Origin of the sequence: Massilia sp. IC2-477, assembly GCF_020707265.1 — a bacterium.
Classification (GTDB): domain Bacteria; phylum Pseudomonadota; class Gammaproteobacteria; order Burkholderiales; family Burkholderiaceae_D; genus Telluria.
Genome location: NZ_JAJFEQ010000011.1, coordinates 16,101 through 38,842 on the forward strand (window position 1 = coordinate 16,101; position 22,742 = coordinate 38,842).

Here is a 22,742-nt window from a genome sequence, read left to right on the forward strand (position 1 = left end):
CTTACTGGTGCGAGATCAGCGAGTCGAGCGGCGGCAGCTGGCGCGGCTTGCGGTCCGGACCCGTGGCGACATAGGTCAGGGTCGCCTCGGTCACCTTCACGACGTCGGCCTGCAGGCGGTTGCGTTCGGCATAGACTTCGACGCACACGGTGATCGAGGTATTGCCGACACGGACAATGTCGGCATAAAAGGACAGCAGGTCGCCCACGAACACCGGCTGCTTGAACAGGAAGGAATTCACGGCGATGGTCGCCACGCGGCCGTTGGCGCGGCGGGTGGCCGGCAGCGAGCCGGCGACGTCGACCTGTGCCATGATCCAGCCGCCGAACACGTCGCCGTACACGTTGGCATCGGACGGCGCGGGCATCACGCGCAGTTCCGGCATCTTGCCCTGGGGCAGGCGGGTCGACGTGGTGTTAGGGGTGGCGGGGGCGTTTTGTGGCGTGGTCATCTTGTTTTCTCGGTAAAAGCTACAATCGTCCCGAATTGAACCATAAATCCCCCAGCCCTGCCATGCGACGTACTCCCGCTTCAAGTGTTCCCCTGCCTCCCGATGCGAAAGGCGTGCCGCGCAACGACTGGGCCACCCTGCGTACCCTGTTCCCTTACCTGTGGGTCTACAAGTGGCGCGTGCTGGCCGCGCTTGGCGCACTGATTGGCGCCAAGATGGCCAACGTCGGCGTGCCGCTGGTGCTCAAGCGGCTGATCGACCAGCTCGCCATCGACCCGAAAGACCCGCACGCGCTGCTGGTGCTGCCGCTGGGCGCGCTCGTCGCCTACGGCCTGCTGCGCCTGTCCACCACCGTGTTTACCGAGCTGCGCGAATTCCTGTTCGCACGCGTGACCCAGCGCGCGGTGCGGACCATCGCGCTGAAAGTCTTCCGTCACCTGCACGCGCTGTCTCTGCGCTTCCACCTGAACCGGCAAACAGGCGGCATGACGCGCGACATCGAGCGTGGCACGCGCGGCGTGAATTCGCTGATCTCATATTCGCTCTTCAACGTGCTGCCAACCCTGGTCGAGATCACGCTGGTGCTCGGCTACCTGGTGCTCAACTACGACATCTGGTTCACCATCATCACAGGCGTGGCGCTGGCCAGCTACATCGCTTTCACCGTGATCGTGACCGAATGGCGCACCCACTTCCGGCGCACCATGAACGAGCTGGACTCGAAGGCCAATACCAAGGCCATCGATTCGCTGCTCAACTACGAAACGGTGAAATACTTCGGCAACGAAGAGTACGAAGCGAAGCGCTACGACCAGGGCCTGCAGAGCTATGAGAACGCGGCGGTGCGTTCGCAGACCTCGCTGTCGTTCCTGAACACCGGCCAGTCCCTGATCATCGCCACCGCCGTCACGCTCATCCTGTGGCGCGCCACCGAAGGCGTGATCGCCGGGACCATGACCCTGGGCGACCTGGTGCTGGTGAACTCCTTCATGATCCAGCTGTACATCCCGCTCAACTTCCTGGGCGTGATCTACCGCGAGATCAAGCAGAGCCTGGCCGACATGGAGCGCCTGTTCTCGCTGCTCGACCAGAACCGCGAAGTGGCCGATTCCAAGGGCGCCCAGCCTCTGGTCACGCGCGGCGCGCAGGTCGAGTTCTCGCACGTGGGATTCAGCTACGAAGCCAAGCGCCAGATCCTGTTCGATGTCGACTTTGCCATCCCGGCCGGCACCACGACCGCGGTGGTGGGGCACAGCGGTTCGGGCAAGTCGACCCTGTCGCGCCTGCTGTTCCGCTTCTATGACGTGAATGGGGGCGCGATCCGCATCGACGGCCAGGACCTGCGCGACATCACCCAGGCCTCATTGCGCGCAGCAATCGGCATCGTGCCACAGGATACGGTGCTGTTCAATGACACCATCGAGTACAACATCGCGTATGGACGTCCCGGCGCTTCGCATGAAGATATCGTGGCGGCGGCGCGGGCGGCCTCGATCCACGACTTCATCGAGAGCCTGCCGGATGGCTACCAGACCATGGTGGGCGAGCGCGGTTTGAAGCTGTCGGGTGGCGAGAAGCAGCGCGTGGCGATCGCGCGCACGCTGCTGAAGAATCCGGCGATCCTGATCTTTGACGAGGCGACGTCGGCGCTGGATTCGAAGTCGGAGCAGGCGATCCAGGCGCAACTGAAGGAAATCGCGAAGGACCGCACCACCCTGGTGATCGCGCACCGCCTGTCGACCATCGCGGACGCGCAGCAGATCATCGTGCTGGACCACGGGCGCATCGTGGAACGCGGCACGCACCAGTCCCTGTTGGCGGCGCGGGGGCTGTATCAGCAGATGTGGGAACGGCAGCTGGCGCGGCCGGATGAGGAGCTGGCGTCGCCGCCGCTGGAGATTGCGAAGTAGGAGACTGCCTGTGCCGCTTGACCGCGTGGGCGGCGGAGCCGCCCACCCTACAAAAAGCGGTTTGCCGTAGGGTGGGCAGGTTTCCTGCCCACGCGGTCAGCCAACAGCAGATCAGTAGGTATAGAACATCCGCTGGATCTCCTTCGTGCTGTTCGTCTTGGTCAGCGCCAGCATCAGCAGAATGCGTGCCTTCTGCGGGCTGAGCGTATCCGACACCACGAAGTCCAGCTGGTCGTCGTTCGCCTCGCCGTTGCGCGCCACGATGCCCTGGCCCACGCGCGCCGAGCGCACGATGACCATGCCCTGTTCGCGCGCAGCGATCAAGGCCGGCTTGGTCTTGGCCGGCAGGCTGCCATTGCCCACGCCCGCGTGCACCAGGCCCTTGGCCCCGCTTGCCACCAGCGCCTTGACCGCCACGTCACCCACGTTCGCATACGCATAGGCCACATCCACCTGCGGCAGCGCGTCCAGTTTCGACACATCGAACTCGGTGTCCACCGTGTGCTTGCGCGTGACTTCACGGTAGAAGAAGGGTTTGCCGCCCTGGATGTAGCCGATCATGCCCAGTTCCGAGCTGCGGAAGGTGTCGGTGGTGGTGGTGTTCGACTTGGTGACGTCGCGCGCCGCGTGGATCTGGTCGTTCATCGCCACCAGCACGCCCTTGCCGACCGCGGATGGCGAGCCGGCCAGGTTGACCGCGTTGTACAGGTTGATCGGACCGTCGGCCGACAGCGCGGTGGACGGGCGCATCGAGCCGACCACCACCACCGGCTTCTTGCTCTTGACGACCAGGTTCAGGAAGTAGGCCGTTTCTTCCAGCGTGTCGGTGCCGTGGGTGATGACGATGCCGTCCACGTCCGGCTGCGCCAGCAGGGCATTGACGCGCTTGGCCAGGATCAGCCAGTGCTCGTTGCCCATGTTTTCGCTGGCGATCTGGAACACCTGCTCGCCGCTGACCTTGGCGACCTTCGTGATTTCCGGGACCGCCTGGATCAGCGCCTGCACCCCCACGGTGGCGGCGGTGTAGCCGACCGTGGTGGTGCTGGTGGCGCCGGTACCGGCGATGGTGCCGCCGGTGGCGAGGATGGTCACGTTGGGCAGCTTTGTCCCTTGCGCCTGCGCCGCCGAGGCGAGCAGGAACAGCAGGGCGAACAGCGCCGCGAAGGCGCGCTTGGAACGGTGGAACAGCATTACTTCTCCTTCAAAAAACAAAAAGGCGGCCGCAGTGCGCGGCCGCCCGTAACAGATGAATTACGGCTTCTTGTAGACGACGCCGTCCTTCATGACAAACTTGACCTGCTCGAGCAGCTTCACGTCGCGCAGCGGATCGCCTTCGACCGCGACGATGTCGGCGGCGAAGCCCGGCTCCACCGAACCGAGGCGCTGGGCCTGGTCGAGCAGGGTGGCGGCATGCAGGGTGGCGGCGCGGATCGCCTCCAGCGGCGACATGCCCGCTTCCACCATGTAGCCGAACTCCTTGGCGTTCTCGCCGTGCGGGAACACGCCGGCGTCGGTGCCGAAGGCGATCTTCACGCCGGCCTTGTGGGCGCGGCCGAAGGTGGCCTGCAGCTGCGGACCGATGGCGGCGGCTTTCGGCCGCACCAAGGCCGAATAGTAGCCGTCGATCTTGGCCTTGTCGGCCACGTAGCGGCCGGCCGAGATGGTGGGCACGTACCAGTGGCCGGTCTTCTTGAACAGGGCGACGGTTTCGTCGTCCATCAGGGTGCCGTGCTCGATCGAGTCGACGCCGGCGCGCAGGGCGCGCTTCATGCCTTCGGCGCCGTGGGCGTGGGCCGCGACGCGGAAGCCGTAGTCCTTGGCGGTGCTGACGATGGCCTTCAGCTCGTCCTCGGTGTATTGCGAGTTCTGGCCGTTGGCGGCCTGGCTCAGCACGCCGCCGGTGGCGGTGATCTTGATCAGGTCGGCGCCTTCCTTGTAGCGCTGGCGCACGGCCTGGCGGCCTTCTTCCGGGCTGTCGATGACGCCCTGTTCCGGACCGGGGTGTCCCACTTTCTCGCTCAGGAAGTGCGACAGGTTGTTGGTCGGGTCGGCATGGCCGCCGGTGGTGGCGATCGACTTACCCGCGGTGAACATGCGCGGACCCGGGATCTCGCCGCTATTGATGGCGCGCTTGAGCGAGACGTTCAGGCCATCGGCCGCGCCCAGGTCGCGCACCGTGGTAAAGCCCGCCATCAGGGTGCGCTGGGCATACTTGACCGAGCGGAAGGCCATGTCCTGCGGATCGGCAGTGAGGCGGTCGCGGTAGGCGTCGACCACCGGCGCGGTTTCGCTGGTCAGGTGCACGTGCATGTCGATCAGGCCGGGCAGGCAGGCGTGGCGCGACAGGTCGACGTTCCCTGCCGCCTGCGTCATCGGGCCGACCGACTTGATCACGCCGTTTTCCACCACGATGCTGACGCGCTCGCGCCAGGTGCCGCTCTTGACGTCCAGCAGGCGGCCGCAGTCGACGGTCTGGGTGGCGGCGCCGGCGCCGGTAGCAACCAATAGCAGGCTTGCTGCTGCATACAGCTGTTTCATGTCTCGCTCCTCATTATGGTTATATGAAAAAGGCCCTCCATTGCTGGAAGGCCTTCGGTACTGACACTATCGATGCACGTTCAACGCAGCGGTGCGACTGCGGGGTCCTTGTTCGGGTCGGCGAGGTCGCCTTCCCACTTGGCGACCACCGCGGTGGCAATGCCGTTGCCGATCACGTTGGTGGCCGAACGGGCCATGTCCAGGAAGTGGTCGATGCCCAGCAGGAGTAGGAGACCGGCTTCCGGGATGTTGAACTGGGCCAGGGTGGCGGCGATGACGACCAGCGAGGCGCGCGGCACGCCGGCCATGCCCTTCGAGGTCAGCATCAACACCAGCATCATGGTCATCTGGGTCGCCAGGTCCAGCTCGATGCCGTAGGCCTGGGCGATGAAGACGGCCGCGAAGGTGCAGTACATCATCGAGCCGTCCAGGTTGAACGAATAGCCGATCGGCAGCACGAAGGCGGCCAGGCGGTTCTTGACGCCGAAGCGCTCCAGGCCTTCCAGGGTCTTCGGGAAGGCCGCTTCCGACGAGGCGCAGGTGTAGGCCAGGATGGTCGGTTCCTTCAGTTCGGAGATCAGGCGCAGCACGCGGCGGCCGAGGAAGATGCCGCCGATCAGGATCAGCACCACCCACAGCAGGATGATGCCGAGGTAGAACTCGGCCATGAAGATGCCGTAGGTCGAGAGCACGCCCAGGCCGCTCTTGGCGATCACGCCCGCCACCGCCGCGAACACCGCGACCGGCGCGAAGTTCATGACATAGCCGGTGACCTTCAGCATGATGTGGGCGATACCGTCCACCGCGTCGATCAGCGGGGTGGCGCGCGCGCCGACGGCTGCCGCCGCGGTGCCGAAGAAGATCGAGAACACGACGATCTGCAGGATCTCGTTCTTGGCCATGCCGTCGAAGATCGAGACCGGAATCAGGTGGGTGATGAAATCCTTCAGGGTCAGGCTGGAAGTGGTGATGCCCGAGGAGGCGCCCACCGGCGGCACGGCGCCCGACAGGGCCATCGCGTCGCCCGGACGGAACAGGTTGACCAGGACCAGGCCCAGCGACAGCGAAATCACCGAGGCGATGATGAACCAGCCCAGCGCCTTGACGCCGATGCGGCCCACTTCCTTGGCGTCGCCCATCTTGGCGATGCCGACCACCAGGGTCGAGAACACCAGCGGCGCGATGATCATCTTGATCAGGCGGAGGAACATGGTCGTGATCAGTGCCATCGTGTCCGCGAAGCCTGCCGGGTCGGCGAAGCTGGTGTTGGCCACGTAGCCGACGACGATCCCGAGCACGAGGCCGACCAGGATGTAGGTTGTCAGGCGGTTCTTTTTATCCATAATGCTTCCTGTCTTGTGGACCTGTGCATAAACCCGCGGCAGGGGATTGCACTGTCGCAAGGCGAATTATTGGGTAGTGAGTTGGGAGAACGGTGAGCCGTTCTGGTAGGTAAGGCAAGTTCCGAAGTATCCTTGTCGCTAGAAATGCTGTCAAGCATGCTTACACCGTGCGCAACAGCGCGGACAATCGCCGTCGCGGGCGGCGCACATACAGGCACCAGATGATCGAGATCGAGAACGTCAGCAAGTGGTACGGCAGCTTCCAGGTGCTGCGCGATTGCAGCACCCGCGTCGCACGCGGCGACGTGGTGGTGGTGTGCGGGCCGTCCGGCTCCGGCAAGTCGACCCTGATCAAGACCGTCAACGGCCTCGAACCCTTCCAAGAGGGGCGGATCACGGTCGACGGCATCGCGGTGGGCGACCCGAAGACCAAGCTGTCGCAGCTGCGCGCGCGCATCGGCATGGTGTTCCAGAACTTCGAGCTGTTCCCGCACCTGTCGGTACGCGACAACCTGACCCTGGCCCAGGTCAAGGTGCTGGGGCGCAGCAAGAGCGAGGCGCTCGAGCGCGGCCTGCAATACCTGGACCGCGTCGGCCTGCTGGCGCACCAGGACAAGTTCCCGGGCCAGCTCTCGGGCGGCCAGCAGCAGCGCGTGGCGATCGCGCGCGCACTGTCGATGGACCCGGTGGCGATGCTGTTCGACGAGCCCACGTCCGCGCTCGACCCCGAGATGATCGGCGAGGTGCTGGACGTGATGGTGGGGCTGGCGCAGGAAGGCATGACCATGATGGTGGTGACCCACGAGATGGGTTTTGCGCGCAAGGTGGCGGACCGGATCGTCTTCATGGACCAGGGCGCCATCGTCGAGGACAGCCCCAAGGAAGCGTTCTTCAATGCCCCGCAGTCGGAGCGGGCGCGCGAATTCCTGGCGCGGATCATCCACTAGAAAGCACAACGGCGCCCGAGGGCGCCGTTGCTGGTCACGCGTTCAAGCGATCACGCCTGCTTCTGCTTGCGGCGGCGCGCGCCGGCCAGGCCTGCTGCGCCCAGCGCGAACAGGGCGATCGATGCCGGTTCCGGAACGTCCCAGCCGATGGCGTCGAACATCATCAGGTCCATCTGGCTGATGGCCAGCAGTTCGCCACGGCCCGCGGTCGGGTCCAGCAGGCCGATGCCGCGGTTGTCCTTCCAGTGGCTGGCCTGCTGGCCGTCGCCGTTGGCGCGGCCGTTCGAGAAGATCGACAGCGTAGTGGTGCAGTTATCCAGGGAGAAGAACTTGTCGCGTGCATCCGCGGACCAGTCGATGTCGGCGCCGGCAGCCTTGCTCGCCGGCGAGCAGCGGTACAGGTCGGCCGGAGCGACCAGGGTGAACGCTGAATCATCCAGGTCGGTGCGGGTGTAGACCTGGTCGAGGATGTCGACACCGCTGATGAAACCGAGCGCATGGCCGATCTCGTGGGCGGCCACGCCGGTGAAGTCGATCAGGCCGGCGCCAATGCCGTCGGTCGGGTCGAAGTCGAAGATCGAGGCGAAACCGGTGCTGAACGAGATCGAACCGTCAGAGCCCTTGTCGCTGTCCGGAATCAGGCCCAGGGCGCGGAAATTCGCCCAGGTCGCGGTAACGGCGCGGTTGTTCGCGTCGCAGTCGTTGTCGACGAAGGTGGCGGCGCTGCCGGCGCCGGCCGGGTTGACGTTGGTGCCGTTCATCATGACGCTCAGGCACGGGCCTGCGGGCAGGTTGGCAATGGCCTGGAAATCCGTGCTGGTCTTGGCATCGCGGATCAGGGCCTGGCGGAAGCCCGCGTAGCTGAGGGTGCCCTGGCGCGAACTGGTCGAGCCGAGCACGTTGGGAGCGAGCGCCGCGAAAGCGATGTTCAGGTTGACCTGCACGTTATCATGCAGGACGCTCTGCCAGCGGTTGGCAGCGGTCTGGAAGCCGGCCAGCGCGCGTGCGTCCATGGCAGGGTCATAGGTGAAGTTGATCGTCAGTGCCTGTGCCGAGCCTGCGTAGGCGCATGCCAGCAGCGGAACGATCTTCAGCAGGTTTTTCAGGGTTTTCATGAGTCTCTATTTCCGTGATATTTCAAATAATTATTCTTGGCGACATCCGCCATGCCACTGGAGCGGCTGCTTTTCTACAAGCAAGTTTCAAGCCAGAAATTTAAGCCGTTGTTTATTAAGAGAAAAATTTTTCTGGGCGGTAATCAGCGTCGTGCACTGTAAAATTTTCCGTCAGGATAGAATGCTTGCCTTGTATATACATGTGGACCACCGAGCGTGCGACTCCTGCTGTGGCTCCGGTAAAATGTCGGCATCCGCAATCCGAGAGCCGCCATGTCCATCATCGAAACCCCCGACACCATCACCATCACCCGCCCCGACGACTGGCACCTGCACCTGCGCGACGGCGCGGCACTGAGCAGCGTACTGCCGCACAGCGCGCGCCAGTTCGCGCGCGCGATCGTGATGCCGAACCTGAAGCCGCCGGTGACCACGACCGCGGCGGCCAGCGCCTACCGCGAACGCATCCTGGCGGCGCTGCCGGAAGGGATGCGCTTCGAACCCCTGATGACGCTGTACCTGACCGACAACACCGACCCGGACGAGATCCGGCGCGCGATGGATTCCGGTTTTGTCCATGCGGTCAAGCTGTACCCGGCCGGCGCCACAACCAATTCGGATGCCGGCGTCACCGACCTCAAGAAGTGCTATAAAACGCTCGAAGTGATGCAGGAAGTCGGCATGCCGCTGCTAGTGCACGGCGAAGTGACGGACAACGACATCGACCTGTTCGACCGCGAGGCCGTGTTCATCGAGCGCGTCATGCGCCCGCTGCGCAGCGCCATGCCGGCCCTGAACGTGGTGTTCGAACACATCACCACCAAGGAAGCGGCCCAGTACGTGGCCGAAGCCGAAGGTCCGATCGCGGCTACCATCACCGCCCACCACCTGCTGTACAACCGCAACGAGATCTTCCGAGGCGGCATCCGCCCGCACTACTACTGCCTGCCGGTGCTCAAGCGCGAGGAACACCGCCTGGCGCTGGTGACCGCCGCCACCAGCGGCGACGAGCGCTTCTTCCTCGGCACCGACTCGGCGCCGCATGCGGTGCACACCAAGTACGCGGCCTGCGGCTGCGCCGGCTGCTACACCGCGCTCCACGCCATGGAGATGTACACCGAAGCCTTCGCCCAGGCGGGTGCGCTCGACAAGCTCGAAGCCTTCGCCAGCCTGAACGGCCCGGCCTTCTACGGCCTGCCGGTCAACGAAGGGACCATCACGCTCAAGCGCGAAGCCTGGACCCTGCCGGAGACCGTGCCCTTCGGCGAACACCAGCTGGTGCCGCTCAACGCCGGCGAGACCATCAACTGGAAGATGGTGGACTGAGCGTCCCGATGCTGTCGCAGATCGACTGGTCGCGCCCGTGGTACGACGCGGTACGGCCGGCCTACGATCGGCTGGGCTTGGGTGGCGAGGAGTTCCTTGCCGCCTTTAACCGCAGCGCCGATGCGCTCGGCCTGTGCAATGACGCCGGTTTGCCGCTGCGCTTCGTGCCGCAAAGCGCGCTGCCGGAGGGCCGCGCCTACGAGGAATTCATCGGCGCCACCGGCCAGGTGCCGACGCGCGACAACCTGCATGATTTCTTCAACGGGCTGGTATGGCAGACCTTCCCGCTCATCAAGCGCCAGCTGAACGCCCTGCAGGCGGCCCAGATCGCCCAGGCCGGCATCGGCAAGTCGCGCGGTCCGGCGCGCGACGCCGCCACCATCTTCGACGAGAATGCCGCGCTGTTGGTGGTGCGCGAGGGCGCCCCCGGGCGCGAACTGGTGGACGCGCTGCGCGCTCACCGCTGGTGCGAGGCGCTGCATGAAAAGCGCGCCATGTTCGAGCACGATGTGCGACTCTGGCTGTTTGGCCACGCGCTGATGGAGAAGCTGGTAGCGCCACGCAAGGCCATCACCGCGCATACGCGTGTCATCTTCGTGGGCGATGATGTGATGGCGCTGTCGCTCGAAGCGCAGCGCGCCTGGCTCGACGCCCGGGTGGCGGCCGAGCTGGCCGAACAGGGACTGGCCACATCGAACTTCACGCCGCTGCCGGTGCTCGGCGTGCCGGGCTGGTGGCCGGGGCAGGACCAGGATTTTTATCTCGACACGACGGTGTTCCGTCCAAAACGACAGTACTGAAAGGACAAGCCGGATGGCAAACGACGTACGCTGGGGCATCCTCGGCACCGGCAAGATCGCGCGCGCCTTCGCTACCGCACTGAAGGATGTGCCGGGCGCGCGGCTGGCGGCGGTGGCCTCGCGCAGCTTGGAGAAGGCGCAGGCCTTTGCCCAGGAGTTTGGCGCCGCGGCAGCCTATGGCGACTACCAGGCGCTGGCCGACGCCGCAGGCATCGACCTGGTCTACGTCGCCACGCCGCATCCGCAGCACGCCGACAATGCCCTGATGGCGCTACGCGCCGGCAAGGGCGTGCTGGTCGAGAAACCATTCACCATGAACCTGCGCGAAGCCGAGCAGGTGGTCACGCTGGCGCGTTCGCGCCGCCTGTTCCTGATGGAGGCGATGTGGACGCGCTTCCTGCCGGCCTTCGACGAAGTGCGCCGCATCGTGGCATCAGGCGAGATCGGCGAGGTGCGCCAGGTGGTGGCCGACTTCGGTTTCACGGCAAGCTTCGGCCCCGAACACCGCGTCTTCAATGCGGAACTCGGCGGCGGGGCGCTGCTCGACCTGGGTATCTATCCGCTCTCGATCGCCACCGCGCTGCTGGGCCCCGTATCCGGCATCAAGGCGCAGGCCGAGCTGGGCGCCACCGGCGTCGACGTGCAGACCGGCTTCACCCTGCGCCACGAAGGCGGCGGCATGTCGGTCTGCAGCTGTTCCTTCCAGGCCCGCACGCCCTGCGAGCTGACGGTGTCGGGCACGCGCGGCCACGTACGCATGAACACGATGTTCCACCGCGCGAAGAGCGTGAGCGTGACGCTCGAGGACGGGAGCACGCGCACGGTCGACACGCCCTATCTCGGCAACGGCTACGTGCACGAGATCATGGAAGCGCAGCGCTGCCTCAAGGCCGGCCTGCTGGAAAGCCCGGCCATGCGCCTGGAGGAAACGCTGGCGCTGATGGGCGTGATGGACGAGATCCGGCGCCAGATCGGCTTGTCCTACGACAGCGACCGCAGGAGTGTGCGCCCGGCCCATGCCGCCTGAATTGACAAGCGCGACGGCTGTGCGAATACTGGAGCGGCATCCATCACCTTTCCAGCGGAGTCTCCATGCGTATCCTTGCTTCCCTCATCCTCGCGGCCGGCCTGCTCGCCGGTAGTGCCTGGGCCGCCCCGGTCCCGGCCGACAAGATGGCCTACGTCGGCAACTGGCAGGGCAAGGACATGCAGCTGTCGCTCTCGAAGGAGGGCAAGGTCGAATACAAGCGCGGGCGTCCGAACGATCAGGTCAATCTCAGCATCGACCTGCAGCGCTTCAAGGGCAATCATTTCGAGGCCGGCGTGAGCTTCGTGACGACCACCTTCGTGGTCAGCAAGCCGCCGCACCGCGAGGGCGGCAAGTGGAAAATGACGGTGGACGGTGTCGAACTGACCCGGGACGAGTGATGCAGCTGCGCGCAATCACCCCCATCCTGCGCATCTTCGATGAAGCCAAGGCGCGTGAATTCTACGTCGGCTTCCTGGGCTTCCAGGTGGATTGGGAACACCGCTTCGAGCCCGGCCTGCCGCTCTACCTGCAGGTCTCGCGCGGCGGCTGCATCCTGCACCTGAGCGAACACCACGGCGACTGCTGCCCCGGCGCGGCGATGCGCATCGAGGTCGACGACATCGACGCCTACCATGCGGAGTTGCGAGCAAAGGACTACGGCTACGCCAGGCCGGACATCGGCGACACCCCCTGGGGCTCGCGCGACATGTCGGTCAGGGATCCGTTCGGAAACCGGCTGACCTTCACCAACGCGATCAGTACCTGATCGAAGACGGCGTCAACGCGCGCCGGTCGCGGCATCGAGCCTGCGGAACAGTTCGCGGTGCAGGTCCAGCGTGTACTTCGTCATGTGGCGGCGCGCGTGTTCGATCTCCTTCAGCTCGCGCTGGGCTACCGCATCGTCGCCGTTGGCCAGCGCCCACAAGGCCAGCTCGACCCGTGCCTCGATGCTGCCGAAGCGCTCCGCAGCCGCCGTGAACTGGGCGCCGGCTTCCACCTGGCGTCCAGTAGCGTCGTAGGCGCGCCCCAGCACCAGGCCGACTTCTTCCGCGCGGTAGCCAGGCTGCTTTACCTGCAGCGGCGCGAGCAGGCTGATCGCCGCTTCCGGCTGGCCGTGCATGGACTTGGCGCGCGCCGCGCCCAGGATCACTTCGGGATCGTTCGCGAACGGACCCTGCAGGCAGGCGTCGTACTGGGCCACCGCTTCCGCCGTCTGGCCGCTCTCGAGCAGCGCAGCGGCCAGGCGCATCTGGTTGTGTGCGGTCGGCGTCAGGTCGAAGGCGGCCCTGGCTTCGCGCACGTCGCGGCCCGGATCGAGCTTGCGCTGCAGCGCGTGTCCGGCCAGCCTGGCCTGGCGCTCGAGGCGCGAATGCGGCAGGAAGACGGCCGCGAAATAGACGATGCTGCCGAGCAGGGGGAAGGCGAACAGGATCATCAGCCAGTACATCGGGCGCCCCGTGCGCACGGCATGGACGGCGAAGAAGATGGCGACGATCAGGTGCAGTCCGAGTCCGAGGAAAGGCATGGCGGTGGCAGGTCGAGGACAAAGTGCCACGATAACCGGGATTCTCGTCGTGGTTTCTCACGGATTGTCACGCGGCGCGTCAATTGGACACATCGAGCATCTGCGGCGCGCCGGTGAGCTTGTCCGGGTTGCGCATGACGAAGACGGCCACGATCCGTCCTGCATCGACAATGAAAGACTGCGCGGATTCCAGCCGGCCCTCGACATAGCGCAGCAGGCCCGGTTCCCCGTTGATCAGTGCCGGACGGTAGGCAACCCGTCCCGGGTGCTGGTGCTCCACGGACCAGAACACCCCTGCCACCCTGCCGGCTCCATGCAGGATCCGCATGAAGGAGCGCACCTTGCCGCCGCCGTCCGACACCAGCTGTACGTCGTCCGACATCAGGCCGCGCATGGCTGCCAGGTCGCCGCTGGCGGCCGCCTGCATGAAGGTCGCCAGCAGGGCGCGGTGTGATTCGCCGGGCACGGTGAAGCGCGGCCGCTCCTGGCGGATGCGCGCCTGGGCGCGGTGCACCAGCTGGCGACAGGCGGCTTCCGATTTCTCCAGCACCTGGGCGATATCCGCATAGTCCGACTCGAATACCTGGCGCATCAGGAAAGCCGCGCGCTCATCGGGCGACAGGCGTTCCAGCACCCACAGGAAGGCGACCGACGCCTCGCCAGCCAGTTCCAGCGCGCGTTCCGGCGTGTTGTCGTCCAGTTCGACCAGTGGCTCGGGCAGCCACCAGCCGACGTAGGCTTCACGATCCGCCTTGCTGCTGCGCAGCCGGTCGATAGCCAGGCGCGTCACGGTGGTGACCAGCCAGGCCTCGGCGGAATGCACCTGCTCCCTGTCGCTGCCATGCCAGCGCAGCCAGGCATCCTGGACGACGTCCTCGGCATCGGCGCGCACGCCCAGCATGCGGTAGGCGATCGAGAACAGCCGCGGACGCAGCGCGGCGAACAGGGCATCGTGGCGAGAGGCGGGTTGACTGGTCATGGCGGGCGAGGGCGGAGAGGGGGTTCAGAAACCAGGCGCGGGTTGTTCCGGGATCTGGTTGCGCAGCGACAGGTTCAGCACATTCCAGCCACGGATGGCTGCAATAGCGTAGCTGAGCTCCACGATCTCGCTGTCGCTGAAGTGTTCACGCAGCGCATCGTATGCGGCATCCGTATCGTCGTGCTGCGGGAGCCGGTTGAGGGCATCGGCCCAGCCCAGCGCGGCGCGCTCGCGGGCGTTGAAGAAGGGGGCTTCGCGCCAGCCGGCCACCGCGTTCAGGTGGCGTGGATCGGCGCCGGCCTTCAGCAGGAAGCGCCAGTGCATATCGACGCAGACGCCGCAGCCGTTGAGCTGCGAGACCCGCAGGTTGACCAGCTCGACGAGCTTTTCGCCAAGCGTGCCCTGGCTGACCGACTTCGACAGCGCGATCATGGCCTGCAGCGACTTCGGCGCGAGGGAGTAAAAGGGGAGACGTGCGGTATGCGTCATGGTAGGCCTTCCTTCGGAAAACGGAAGCGCCCGTTGCGCTTCCCATACCTCTTAGACGGCCTGGCGCGGCGGGCTGTGACAGGTCGGGCAAAATTTTTCGCTTGCCCCGACCATGCTACACCTTCAGGAACTCTTCGCGCCCGCCCAGCCAGCGCGTCAGGTGAGCGTCGACGATCGCCATGTACTCGGGCCGGTCGCCGTTGTCCAGCAGGTACTGCGCCACGTCGCGCGCCTTGTCCACGATCCACTGGTCGGCTTCCAGGTCGGCGAAGCGCAGCATCGCCTCGCCCGACTGGCGCGCCCCTAAAAATTCGCCGGGCCCGCGGATCTCCAGGTCGCGCCGCGCGATCTCGAAGCCGTCGGTGGTCTCGCGCATCGTCAGCAGGCGCTGCTTGGCGACCTGGCCCAGCGGGCTCTGATACAGGAGCAGGCACACGCTCGCCGCCGAGCCGCGGCCCACGCGGCCGCGCAGCTGGTGCAGCTGCGACAGGCCGAAGCGCTCGGCATGCTCGATCACCATCAGGGAGGCGTTCGGCACATCGACCCCGACCTCGATCACGGTGGTCGCCACCAGCACATGGATCTCGCCCGCGATGAAGGCGTCCATGATCACCTGTTTCTCGGCGGGCTTGAGGCGCCCGTGCACCAGGCCTACCTGCAAATCGGGCAGGGCCTCGGCCAGGGTTTCGTAGGTTTCGGTGGCGGTCTGCAGCTGCAGCACCTCGGATTCCTCGATCAGCGGGCAGACCCAGTAGACCTGGCGGCCTTCCTGCGCGGCCGCGTGCACGCGCTCGATCACTTCCTCGCGCCGGTTCTGGTCGATGGCACGGGTGACGATCGGGCTGCGGCCGGGCGGCAGTTCGTCGATCACCGAGACTTCCAGGTCGGCGTAATAGGTCATGGCCAGGGTGCGCGGGATCGGCGTGGCCGACATCATGAGCTGGTGCGGCACCAGGCCGTCGCTGCCCTTGTTGCGCAGGGTGAGGCGCTGGCCGACGCCGAAGCGGTGCTGCTCGTCGACGATCACCAGGCCCAGCTTCGCGAACTGCACCGTGTCCTGGATCAGGGCGTGGGTGCCGATCACGAGTTTCGCTTCGCCCGATTCGATCAGCTCCTTGGCCGCATCCTTTTCCTTCTTTTTCAGGCTGCCCGTCAGCCAGGCCACCTTCACGCCGAGCGGCTCCATCCAGGCCGCGATCTTGCGGAAGTGTTGCTCGGCCAGGATCTCGGTCGGCGCCATCAGCGCCGCCTGGTAGCCGCTGTCGATGGCCTGGGCGGCAGCGAGGGCCGACACCACGGTCTTGCCGCTGCCGACGTCGCCCTGCAGCAGGCGCTGCATCGGATAGCCTTCGCGCAGGTCGGCGCCGATCTCCTTCACCACGCGCTGCTGGGCGCCGGTGAGCTGGAAGGGCAGGGCGGCGAGGAAAGCGGCGGACAGCTCGCCCACCGCGCGCAGCGTTGGCGCGCCCTTTTCGCGGCGCGCACGCTGGGCGCGCTTCAGCGACAGTTGCTGCGCCAGCAGCTCGTCGAACTTCATGCGGGTCCAGGCCGGGTGGCTGCGTTCGGTCAGCGCGTATTCGTCGACGTCGGCCGGCGGGTAGTGCAGCAGACGCACCGAGGGCTCGAAGTCCCACAGCTGCAGGCGAGTCAAGAACGCGTTGGGCAGGGTGTCGCGCCAGTCGACCCGCTTCATGGCGTCGTTGATCGCGCGCCGCAGGATGGTCTGGGACAGTCCTTCGCCGGCCGGATACACGGGCGTGAGCGCGGTAGGCAGCGGTGCGCCCTCGTTGATCACTTTATACGTGGGGTGGACCATTTCGGCGCCGAAGAATCCGTGCTTCAGCTCGCCGCGGGCACGCACCCTCACGCCTTCGGACAATTGCTTGACCTGGCTGCCGTAGAAATTCATGAAGCGCAGCTGCAGCTCGCCCGTCTCGTCGGCGATCTGCACCAGGAGCTGGCGCCGCGGCTTGTAGGTAATTTCATTCTTGACCACGACCCCCTCGACCTGCCAGGTCTGCAGCCCGCGCATGGACGCTTCGCGGATCGTGACCACCTTGGTCTCGTCCTCGTAGCGCATCGGCAGGTGCAGCACCAAGTCCATGTCGGTGCGTAAACCCAGCCGGGCGAGCTTGGATTCAATGGTTTTGGGGGCGGAAGTCGTCTTGGTGGCGGGCATATTGCGGCATTTAAGCAGATGCTGGCGTAAAATAGAGGGTTCGCCGCACGCTCTGCAGCCCCTATTGTAAGGCTGGCAGCATCCATTTTCCCAGAATTGAAGACAATGTACTCGCTTTCCGATTTCGATTTCGACTTGCCGCCAGAGCGCATCGCGCAGCATCCGCTGCCTGACCGGAGCGCTTCGCGCCTGTTGCAGCTCGATGGCGACCAGATCACCGACCGCCATTTCGCGGACATCATCGACCAGCTGCAGCCGGGCGACCTGCTGGTCATGAACAATACCCGGGTGCTGAAGGCGCGCTTCTTCGGCGTCAAGGAAACCGGTGGCCAGGTCGAAGTGCTGGTCGAACGCGTGCTGGACAACCGCACCGTACTGGCGCAGGTACGGGCCTCGAAGTCGCCCAAGCCGGGCAACCGCATCCGCCTGGCCGACGCTTTCGACGTGACCACCGGCGAGCGTGCCGGCGAATTCTTCACCCTGCATTTCGAAGGCGACGTGTTCGAACTGATCGAAGCCCACGGCCGCCTGCCGCTGCCGCCCTACATCGAGCACAATGCCGACGAATTCGACGAGCAGCGTTACCAGACCGTGTACTCGAAAGAGCCGGGCGCGGTAGCCGCGCCGACCGCCGGCCTGCATTTTGACCAGCCGCTGCTCGACCGCCTGGCCGAGAAGGGCATCAAGCTCGCCTACGTGACCCTGCACGTGGGCGCCGGCACCTTCCAGCCGGTGCGGGTCGAAGATCTGTCGGCGCACAAGATGCACTCCGAGTGGTACACGATTCCCGCGGCGACGGTGGACGCGGTGCGCGCCGCGAAAGCGGCAGGCCGCGACGTGGTGGCGGTCGGCACGACCTCCCTGCGCGCGCTGGAATCGGCCTCGCAGTCGGGCGAGCTGAAGGCGGGCAGCGACGACACGGCGCTGTTCATCACGCCGGGCTACACCTTCAAGACCGTCACCCGCCTGATCACCAACTTCCACCTGCCGAAGTCGACCCTCATGATGCTGGTGTCGGCCTTTGCCGGCTATGACGAGATCCGCAAGGCTTACCAGCATGCGATCGCCAATGAATACCGCTTCTTCAGCTATGGCGACGCCATGCTGCTGACCACGCGTTCACGCTAAAGAATACCGATGCTCGAATTTACCCTTCTTAAAAAAGACACCAGCGGCCTGTCGCACGCGCGCCGCGGCCGCCTGAAGCTCAACCACGGCACCATCGAAACCCCGATCTTCATGCCGGTCGGGACCTACGGCTCGGTCAAGGCGATGGATCCGATCGAACTGCGCGAAGTGGGCTCGCAGATCATCCTGGGCAATACCTTCCACCTGTGGCTGCGCCCGGGCACGGCGGTGCTCGATAAATTCGGCGGCCTGCACAAGTTCATGGGCTGGGACGGTCCGATCCTGACCGACTCGGGCGGCTTCCAGGTGTTCTCGCTGGGCGCCATGCGCAAGATCACCGAAGAGGGCGTCAAGTTCGCCTCGCCGATCGACGGTTCGCGCCAGTTCCTGTCGCCCGAAGTGTCGATGCAGATCCAGCGCTCGCTGAACTCGGACATCGTGATGCAGTTCGACGAATGCACCCCGTACGAGATCGACGGCCGTCCGGCGACAAGCGAAGAAGCGGCCAAGTCGATGCGCATGTCGCTGCGCTGGGCCCAGCGCTCGATGAACGAGTTCAACCGCGGCGAGAACCCGAACGCGCTGTTCGGCATCGTCCAGGGCGGCATGTACGAGCACCTGCGCGACGAGTCGCTCGCCGGACTGGAAGACATCAACTTCCCGGGCCTGGCGATCGGCGGCCTGTCGGTGGGCGAGCCGAAGGAAGACATGCAGCGCATCCTGGCCCACGTCGGCCCGCGCCTGCCGGAAAACAAGCCGCACTACCTGATGGGCGTCGGCACGCCGGAAGACCTGGTCGAGGGCGTGGCCAATGGCGTCGACATGTTCGACTGCGTGATGCCGACCCGTAACGCCCGCAATGGCTGGCTGTTTACCCGCTTTGGCGACGTCAAGATCAAGAATGCCCGTTATAAAGATGATACGGCGCCGCTGGACGAGAGCTGCGACTGCTACTGCTGCAAGAACTTCTCGCGCGCCTACCTGCACCACCTGCACCGCTCGAACGAGATCCTGGGGGCGCGGCTCAATACCATCCACAACCTGCACTTCTACCTGAAGATCATGCAGGAGATGCGGGATGCGATCGATGCGGACCGGTTCAATGAGTTCAGGATTCAGTTCAGGGCGGATCGGTCGCGCGGGGTGTGAGCGGCTTATAGTGTAAGCGAGCGCTAACTGCTGAGCTGGGAAACTTGGGTTCCCGCCTGCGCGGGAAGTCGTTGCCGCCAGTGGCGGGAACGACGTGCTGAGGTACGTGGTCAAATGGGACTATGTTCTCTGCGACTGCACTTGATTCGTCGTACGCGCCCCCGGCGCCTACGACTTCCCGCGAAGGCGGGAACCCAATTTACTTTGAAGAGCAGCTACCTTCGATTATTTTTCCTGCAACATCTTGCAATCCAGAATTGCAAACCTACATACCCCCAGATTGTCCCCGGCCCCATGGCCGGTGCTAGAATACACCGCTTATTTTTTAATCCTCACAATCGGAGTCCTTGTGTTCATTTCCAACGCGTACGCGCAAACCACCGCCGCAGCCGATCCTGGCCTGATGGGTAGCCTGACTACTTTCCTGCCGCTGATCCTGATGTTCGTGGTCATGTACTTCCTCATGATCCGTCCTCAGCAAAAGCGCCAGCGCGAGCTGAAGGCGATGATGGATGCGTTGACCAAGGGCGACGAAGTGGCGACTGCCGGCGGCATCCTCGGCCGCGTGGTCAAGGTGGCCGACACCTACGTGACGCTGGAAATCGCTACCGGCACCGAGATCGTGGTCCAGAAGAATGCAGTGGTGACGCTGCTCCCGAAAGGCACCCTGAAGGCCCTGTAAGCCAGTAAGCACACGCGGCCCCCGGGCCGCACCGTGCCTAACATTGAACGCTGGAACACTATGAATCGCTACCCCGTCTGGAAATATCTACTGATCGCCGTCGCGCTCCTGCTGGGCGCGCTGTACACGGCGCCGAACTACTTCGGCGAGTCGCCGGCACTGCAGGTCACCACCGGTAAGTCGACGGTCAATATCACCAGCGCCACCGTCGGCCTGGTCGAAGATGCGCTCAAGCGCAACGGTGTTCCGGCCACCGCGGTCGGCCTCGAAGGCACCGGCAACAGCACCTCGGTGCGCGCCCGTTTCGCCAGCACCGACGCCCAGTTCAAGGCCAAGCTGGCGCTCGAACGCGACCTCAACCGCGACCGCGAAAATCCCGATTACATCGTCACCGTCAACCTGGTGAAGAACACCCCGACCTGGATGGAAAAAATCGGCGCCAAGCCGATGAACCTGGGCCTGGACCTGCGTGGCGGCGTCCACTTCCTGCTGCAGGTCGACGGCAAGGCCGTGCTCGACACCAAGGTGAAGGGCGTGCAGGCTGCCGTGCGCAGCCAGCTGCGCGACAAGAACATCCGCCACGCCGGCATCGAGCGCGTTGGCGACAGCATCGAAGTGCGCTTCCGCGACGCCCAGACCCGCGCCGCGGGCCGCAGCGCGCTGGCTTCGCAATACCAGGACCTGGCGTTTGCCGAGACCGCCGACGGCACCGAGATGAAGCTGGTCGTCACCCTCAAGCCGGACGCGCTCAAGCGCACCGTGGAAGACGGCGTCAAGCAGAACATCGCCACCCTGTCCAAGCGTATCAATGAACTGGGCACCACCGAGCCGCTGATCCAGCAGCAGGGCGCCGACCGCATCATCGTCCAGCTGCCGGGCGTGCAGGACGTGGCGCGCGCCAAGGACATCATCGGCCGCACCGCCACCCTCGAACTGCGCATGGTCGATTCGACCGTGACCCCGGGCACCGAGCTGACCGCTGCCATCCCGCTGAACTCGGAACTGTTCACCGAAGGCCGCGGCGCCCCGGTCGTGGTGTCGAAGGACATCATCCTGACCGGCGACTACATCTCGAGCGCCGTCGCCAGCTTCGACCAGAACCAGCAGCCGGCCGTTTCCCTCGACCTGAACGGCGACGGCGGCCGCCGCATCCGCCAGGCTACCCGCGACAACGTCGGCAAGCGTATGGCGATCCTGCTGAAGGAAAAAGGCAAGTACAGCGTACTGTCGGCCCCGACCATCCAGAGCGAACTGGGTTCGACCTTCCAGATCACCAACATGGGCACCTCGGAAGACGCCAACGAGCTGGCGCTGCTGCTGCGCTCGGGCGCGCTGTCGGCGCCGATGGAATTCATCGAGGAACGCGTGATCGGCCCGCAGCTGGGCGCCGAGAACATCTCGCGCGGCCTGCACTCGACCGTCTGGGGCTTCGTGGCGATCGCGGTCTTCATGATCCTCTACTACCACCTGGTCGGCTTCTTCAGCGCACTGGCGCTGGCGGCCAACGTGCTGTTCCTGCTGGCGCTGCTGTCGCTGATGCAGATCACACTGACCCTGCCGGGTATCGCGGCAATCGCGCTGGCGCTCGGTATGGCGATTGACGCCAACGTCCTGATCAACGAGCGCATCCGAGAGGAATTGCGCGCGGGCGCGGCGCCGCAGGTGGCGATCAACGCCGGCTTCAAGCACGCCTGGGACACGATTTTCGACTCCAACGTCACCACCCTGATCGTCGGCCTGGCGCTCCTGATCTTCGGTTCCGGTGCGATCCGCGGCTTCGCCGTGGTGCACTGCCTGGGCATCCTGACCTCGATGTTCTCGGCCGTGTTCGTGGCCCGTGGCCTGATCAACCTCTGGTACGGCCGCAAGAAGAAGCTGAGCCACATCTCGATCGGCACGGTCTGGAAAGAAGGTTTTACGCCTAATCAGCAACAAGCGACTCAGGAATAAAGATGGAATTTTTCAAGATCAAACGGGACATCCCGTTCATGCGTCACGCCCTGATCCTCAATGCGATCTCGGTGGTGACCTTCCTGGCGGCGGTGTTCTTCCTGGTGACCAAGGGCCTGCATTTCTCGGTCGAGTTCACCGGCGGCACCGTGATGGAACTGCAGTATCCGCACGCCGCCGACCAGGAAAAGATCCGCACCACGCTGCGTGCAAACGGCTTCGAGGCGCCTGAGGTGACCAGCTTCGGCACCGCCCAGAGCGTGCTGCTGCGCCTGCCGATCGTCGAAGGCCAGGCCGCGGCCGGCACCTCGACCCGCGCCTTCAACGCCGTCTGCGCCTCGGAGCAGGGCACGCCGAAGGTCACCCAGGTGACCACCGACAAGGGCCAGCAGGTCAACCGCACCAGCTGCGTCAGCGCGGCCGGCCAGGAACTGGTGAGCCTGCAGCGCGTCGAAGCCGTCGGCGCAGCGGTCGGCGACGAGCTGGCCCAGAACGGCCTGAACGCCCTGCTGATGGTGATCATCGGTGTGGTCGTCTACCTGGCGGTGCGCTTCGAATGGAAATTCGCCGTCTCGGCCATCATCGCGAACCTGCACGACGTGGTCATCATCCTGGGCTTCTTCGCCTTCTTCGAGTGGGAATTCTCGCTGACGGTGCTGGCGGCGATCCTGGCGGTGCTGGGCTACTCAGTCAACGAATCGGTCGTCATCTTCGACCGAATCCGTGAAATGTTCCGCAAGCAGCGCAAGATGAGCGTGGAGCAGGTGATCGACCATGCGATCACCAGCACCATCTCGCGTACCATCATCACCCACGGTTCGACCCAGATGATGGTGCTGTCGATGCTGTTCTTCGGCGGCCACGCGCTGCATTATTTCGCCATGGCGCTGACCATCGGCATTTGCTTCGGTATTTATTCCTCGGTGTTCGTCGCCGCGGCCCTGGCCATGTGGCTGGGCGTCAAGCGCGAAGACCTGATCAAGCCGATCAAGGAAAAAGACGAGACCGACGGCGCCGTGGTCTGAAACCCGACCGTGTCAAAAAATGCCGCCCGGCCCCTGCCGTGGCGGCATTTTTTACATCCAGATCAAGGAATGTGACAATTTGGCTGTTTATGTGTGGTAACGCACAGAGTAGGCTGGGCCCGACTCCTATAGTGGACCTGTCTCTTTCAGGACATCCCTAGTTTTGGACTTCACCC

General features: G+C 65.0%; 21 protein-coding genes. 12 read left to right on the forward strand and 9 right to left on the reverse strand.

Annotated elements, in window-relative coordinates; translation table 11 throughout:
- Position 1: 1 nt before the first annotated feature.
- Entirely contained in the window at positions 2-451 is a 450-nt protein-coding gene (locus LK542_RS20035) for an acyl-CoA thioesterase (protein WP_227803497.1), read from the reverse strand.
- 62 nt (positions 452-513) lie between these two features.
- Between LK542_RS20035 and LK542_RS20040 the strand changes: the two genes are divergently transcribed.
- On the forward strand, positions 514-2,361 hold the full coding sequence (locus LK542_RS20040; RefSeq protein WP_227813317.1) for an ABC transporter ATP-binding protein/permease: 1,848 nt from the start codon (positions 514-516) through the stop codon (positions 2,359-2,361).
- Positions 2,362-2,472: 111 nt separating this feature from the next.
- On the opposite strand, the gene LK542_RS20045 is transcribed toward LK542_RS20040, so the two are convergent.
- The 3 genes from LK542_RS20045 to LK542_RS20055 all read right to left on the reverse strand — a co-directional run bounded on the left by LK542_RS20045 (position 2,473) and on the right by LK542_RS20055 (position 6,242).
- The gene (locus LK542_RS20045; RefSeq protein ID WP_227813318.1) at positions 2,473-3,552 is read right to left on the reverse strand and encodes a type II asparaginase; all 1,080 of its coding nucleotides are present in this window, start codon (positions 3,550-3,552) and stop codon (positions 2,473-2,475) included.
- A 60-nt stretch (positions 3,553-3,612) separates the two neighbouring features.
- Positions 3,613-4,899: an amidohydrolase family protein gene (locus LK542_RS20050; protein ID WP_227813319.1), complete on the reverse strand. Its 1,287-nt coding sequence runs from the start codon at positions 4,897-4,899 to the stop codon at positions 3,613-3,615.
- Positions 4,900-4,979: 80 nt separating this feature from the next.
- Positions 4,980-6,242, reverse strand: a complete 1,263-nt coding sequence (locus tag LK542_RS20055) for a dicarboxylate/amino acid:cation symporter (protein WP_227813321.1) — start codon at positions 6,240-6,242, stop codon at positions 4,980-4,982.
- A 221-nt stretch (positions 6,243-6,463) separates the two neighbouring features.
- Between LK542_RS20055 and LK542_RS20060 the strand changes: the two genes are divergently transcribed.
- Positions 6,464-7,189, forward strand: coding sequence for an amino acid ABC transporter ATP-binding protein (locus LK542_RS20060; protein WP_227813322.1), 726 nt, complete (start codon positions 6,464-6,466; stop codon positions 7,187-7,189).
- A gap of 50 nt (positions 7,190-7,239) precedes the next feature.
- Here the strand turns inward: LK542_RS20060 and LK542_RS20065 are convergent, their stop codons facing one another.
- Positions 7,240-8,304: an NF038122 family metalloprotease gene (locus LK542_RS20065; RefSeq protein ID WP_227803491.1), complete on the reverse strand. Its 1,065-nt coding sequence runs from the start codon at positions 8,302-8,304 to the stop codon at positions 7,240-7,242.
- Positions 8,305-8,577: 273 nt separating this feature from the next.
- On the opposite strand from LK542_RS20065, the gene pyrC reads away from it, so the two are divergent.
- The 5 genes from pyrC to LK542_RS20090 all read left to right on the forward strand — a co-directional run bounded on the left by pyrC (position 8,578) and on the right by LK542_RS20090 (position 12,226).
- Positions 8,578-9,630 (forward strand): dihydroorotase, encoded by a 1,053-nt coding sequence (gene pyrC, locus LK542_RS20070; RefSeq protein WP_227803490.1) that lies wholly within the window; start codon positions 8,578-8,580, stop codon positions 9,628-9,630.
- 8 nt (positions 9,631-9,638) lie between these two features.
- Positions 9,639-10,430, forward strand: coding sequence for a DUF3025 domain-containing protein (locus LK542_RS20075; protein ID WP_227813323.1), 792 nt, complete (start codon positions 9,639-9,641; stop codon positions 10,428-10,430).
- Between the two features lie 13 nt (positions 10,431-10,443).
- A complete protein-coding gene (locus LK542_RS20080; protein ID WP_227813325.1) occupies positions 10,444-11,457 on the forward strand; it encodes a Gfo/Idh/MocA family protein in 1,014 nt (337 codons plus the stop codon).
- Between the two features lie 65 nt (positions 11,458-11,522).
- A complete protein-coding gene (locus LK542_RS20085; protein ID WP_227813326.1) occupies positions 11,523-11,858 on the forward strand; it encodes a hypothetical protein in 336 nt (111 codons plus the stop codon).
- Positions 11,858-12,226, forward strand: a complete 369-nt coding sequence (locus tag LK542_RS20090; protein ID WP_227813328.1) for a glyoxalase superfamily protein — start codon at positions 11,858-11,860, stop codon at positions 12,224-12,226. The genes LK542_RS20085 and LK542_RS20090 overlap by 1 nt, the downstream gene beginning before the upstream one ends.
- A 12-nt stretch (positions 12,227-12,238) precedes the next feature.
- On the opposite strand, the gene LK542_RS20095 is transcribed toward LK542_RS20090, so the two are convergent.
- From LK542_RS20095 to recG, 4 genes are all read right to left on the reverse strand, one after another.
- Positions 12,239-12,985, reverse strand: a complete 747-nt coding sequence (locus LK542_RS20095; protein WP_227813329.1) for a tetratricopeptide repeat protein — start codon at positions 12,983-12,985, stop codon at positions 12,239-12,241.
- 79 nt (positions 12,986-13,064) lie between these two features.
- On the reverse strand, positions 13,065-13,964 hold the full coding sequence (locus tag LK542_RS20100; protein WP_227813331.1) for an RNA polymerase sigma-70 factor: 900 nt from the start codon (positions 13,962-13,964) through the stop codon (positions 13,065-13,067).
- Positions 13,965-13,988: 24 nt separating this feature from the next.
- Positions 13,989-14,453, reverse strand: a complete 465-nt coding sequence (locus tag LK542_RS20105) for a carboxymuconolactone decarboxylase family protein (RefSeq protein ID WP_227813333.1) — start codon at positions 14,451-14,453, stop codon at positions 13,989-13,991.
- 115 nt (positions 14,454-14,568) lie between these two features.
- Complete coding sequence (gene recG, locus LK542_RS20110) at positions 14,569-16,632, reverse strand: ATP-dependent DNA helicase RecG (RefSeq protein ID WP_227813335.1); 2,064 nt, start codon at positions 16,630-16,632, stop codon at positions 14,569-14,571.
- 105 nt (positions 16,633-16,737) lie between these two features.
- Between recG and queA the strand changes: the two genes are divergently transcribed.
- From queA to secF, 5 genes are all read left to right on the forward strand, one after another.
- Complete coding sequence (gene queA, locus LK542_RS20115; RefSeq protein WP_227813336.1) at positions 16,738-17,760, forward strand: tRNA preQ1(34) S-adenosylmethionine ribosyltransferase-isomerase QueA; 1,023 nt, start codon at positions 16,738-16,740, stop codon at positions 17,758-17,760.
- 9 nt (positions 17,761-17,769) lie between these two features.
- Positions 17,770-18,909 carry a tRNA guanosine(34) transglycosylase Tgt gene (gene tgt, locus LK542_RS20120; RefSeq protein ID WP_227803479.1) on the forward strand — a complete coding sequence of 380 codons (1,140 nt, stop codon included), beginning with the start codon at positions 17,770-17,772 and terminating at the stop codon, positions 18,907-18,909.
- A gap of 349 nt (positions 18,910-19,258) precedes the next feature.
- On the forward strand, positions 19,259-19,591 hold the full coding sequence (gene yajC / locus LK542_RS20125; RefSeq protein WP_227803478.1) for a preprotein translocase subunit YajC: 333 nt from the start codon (positions 19,259-19,261) through the stop codon (positions 19,589-19,591).
- 60 nt (positions 19,592-19,651) lie between these two features.
- The gene (gene secD / locus LK542_RS20130; RefSeq protein ID WP_227813337.1) at positions 19,652-21,541 is read left to right on the forward strand and encodes a protein translocase subunit SecD; all 1,890 of its coding nucleotides are present in this window, start codon (positions 19,652-19,654) and stop codon (positions 21,539-21,541) included.
- A gap of 2 nt (positions 21,542-21,543) precedes the next feature.
- A complete protein-coding gene (secF, locus tag LK542_RS20135; RefSeq protein ID WP_227813338.1) occupies positions 21,544-22,566 on the forward strand; it encodes a protein translocase subunit SecF in 1,023 nt (340 codons plus the stop codon).
- Positions 22,567-22,742 lie beyond the last annotated feature (176 nt).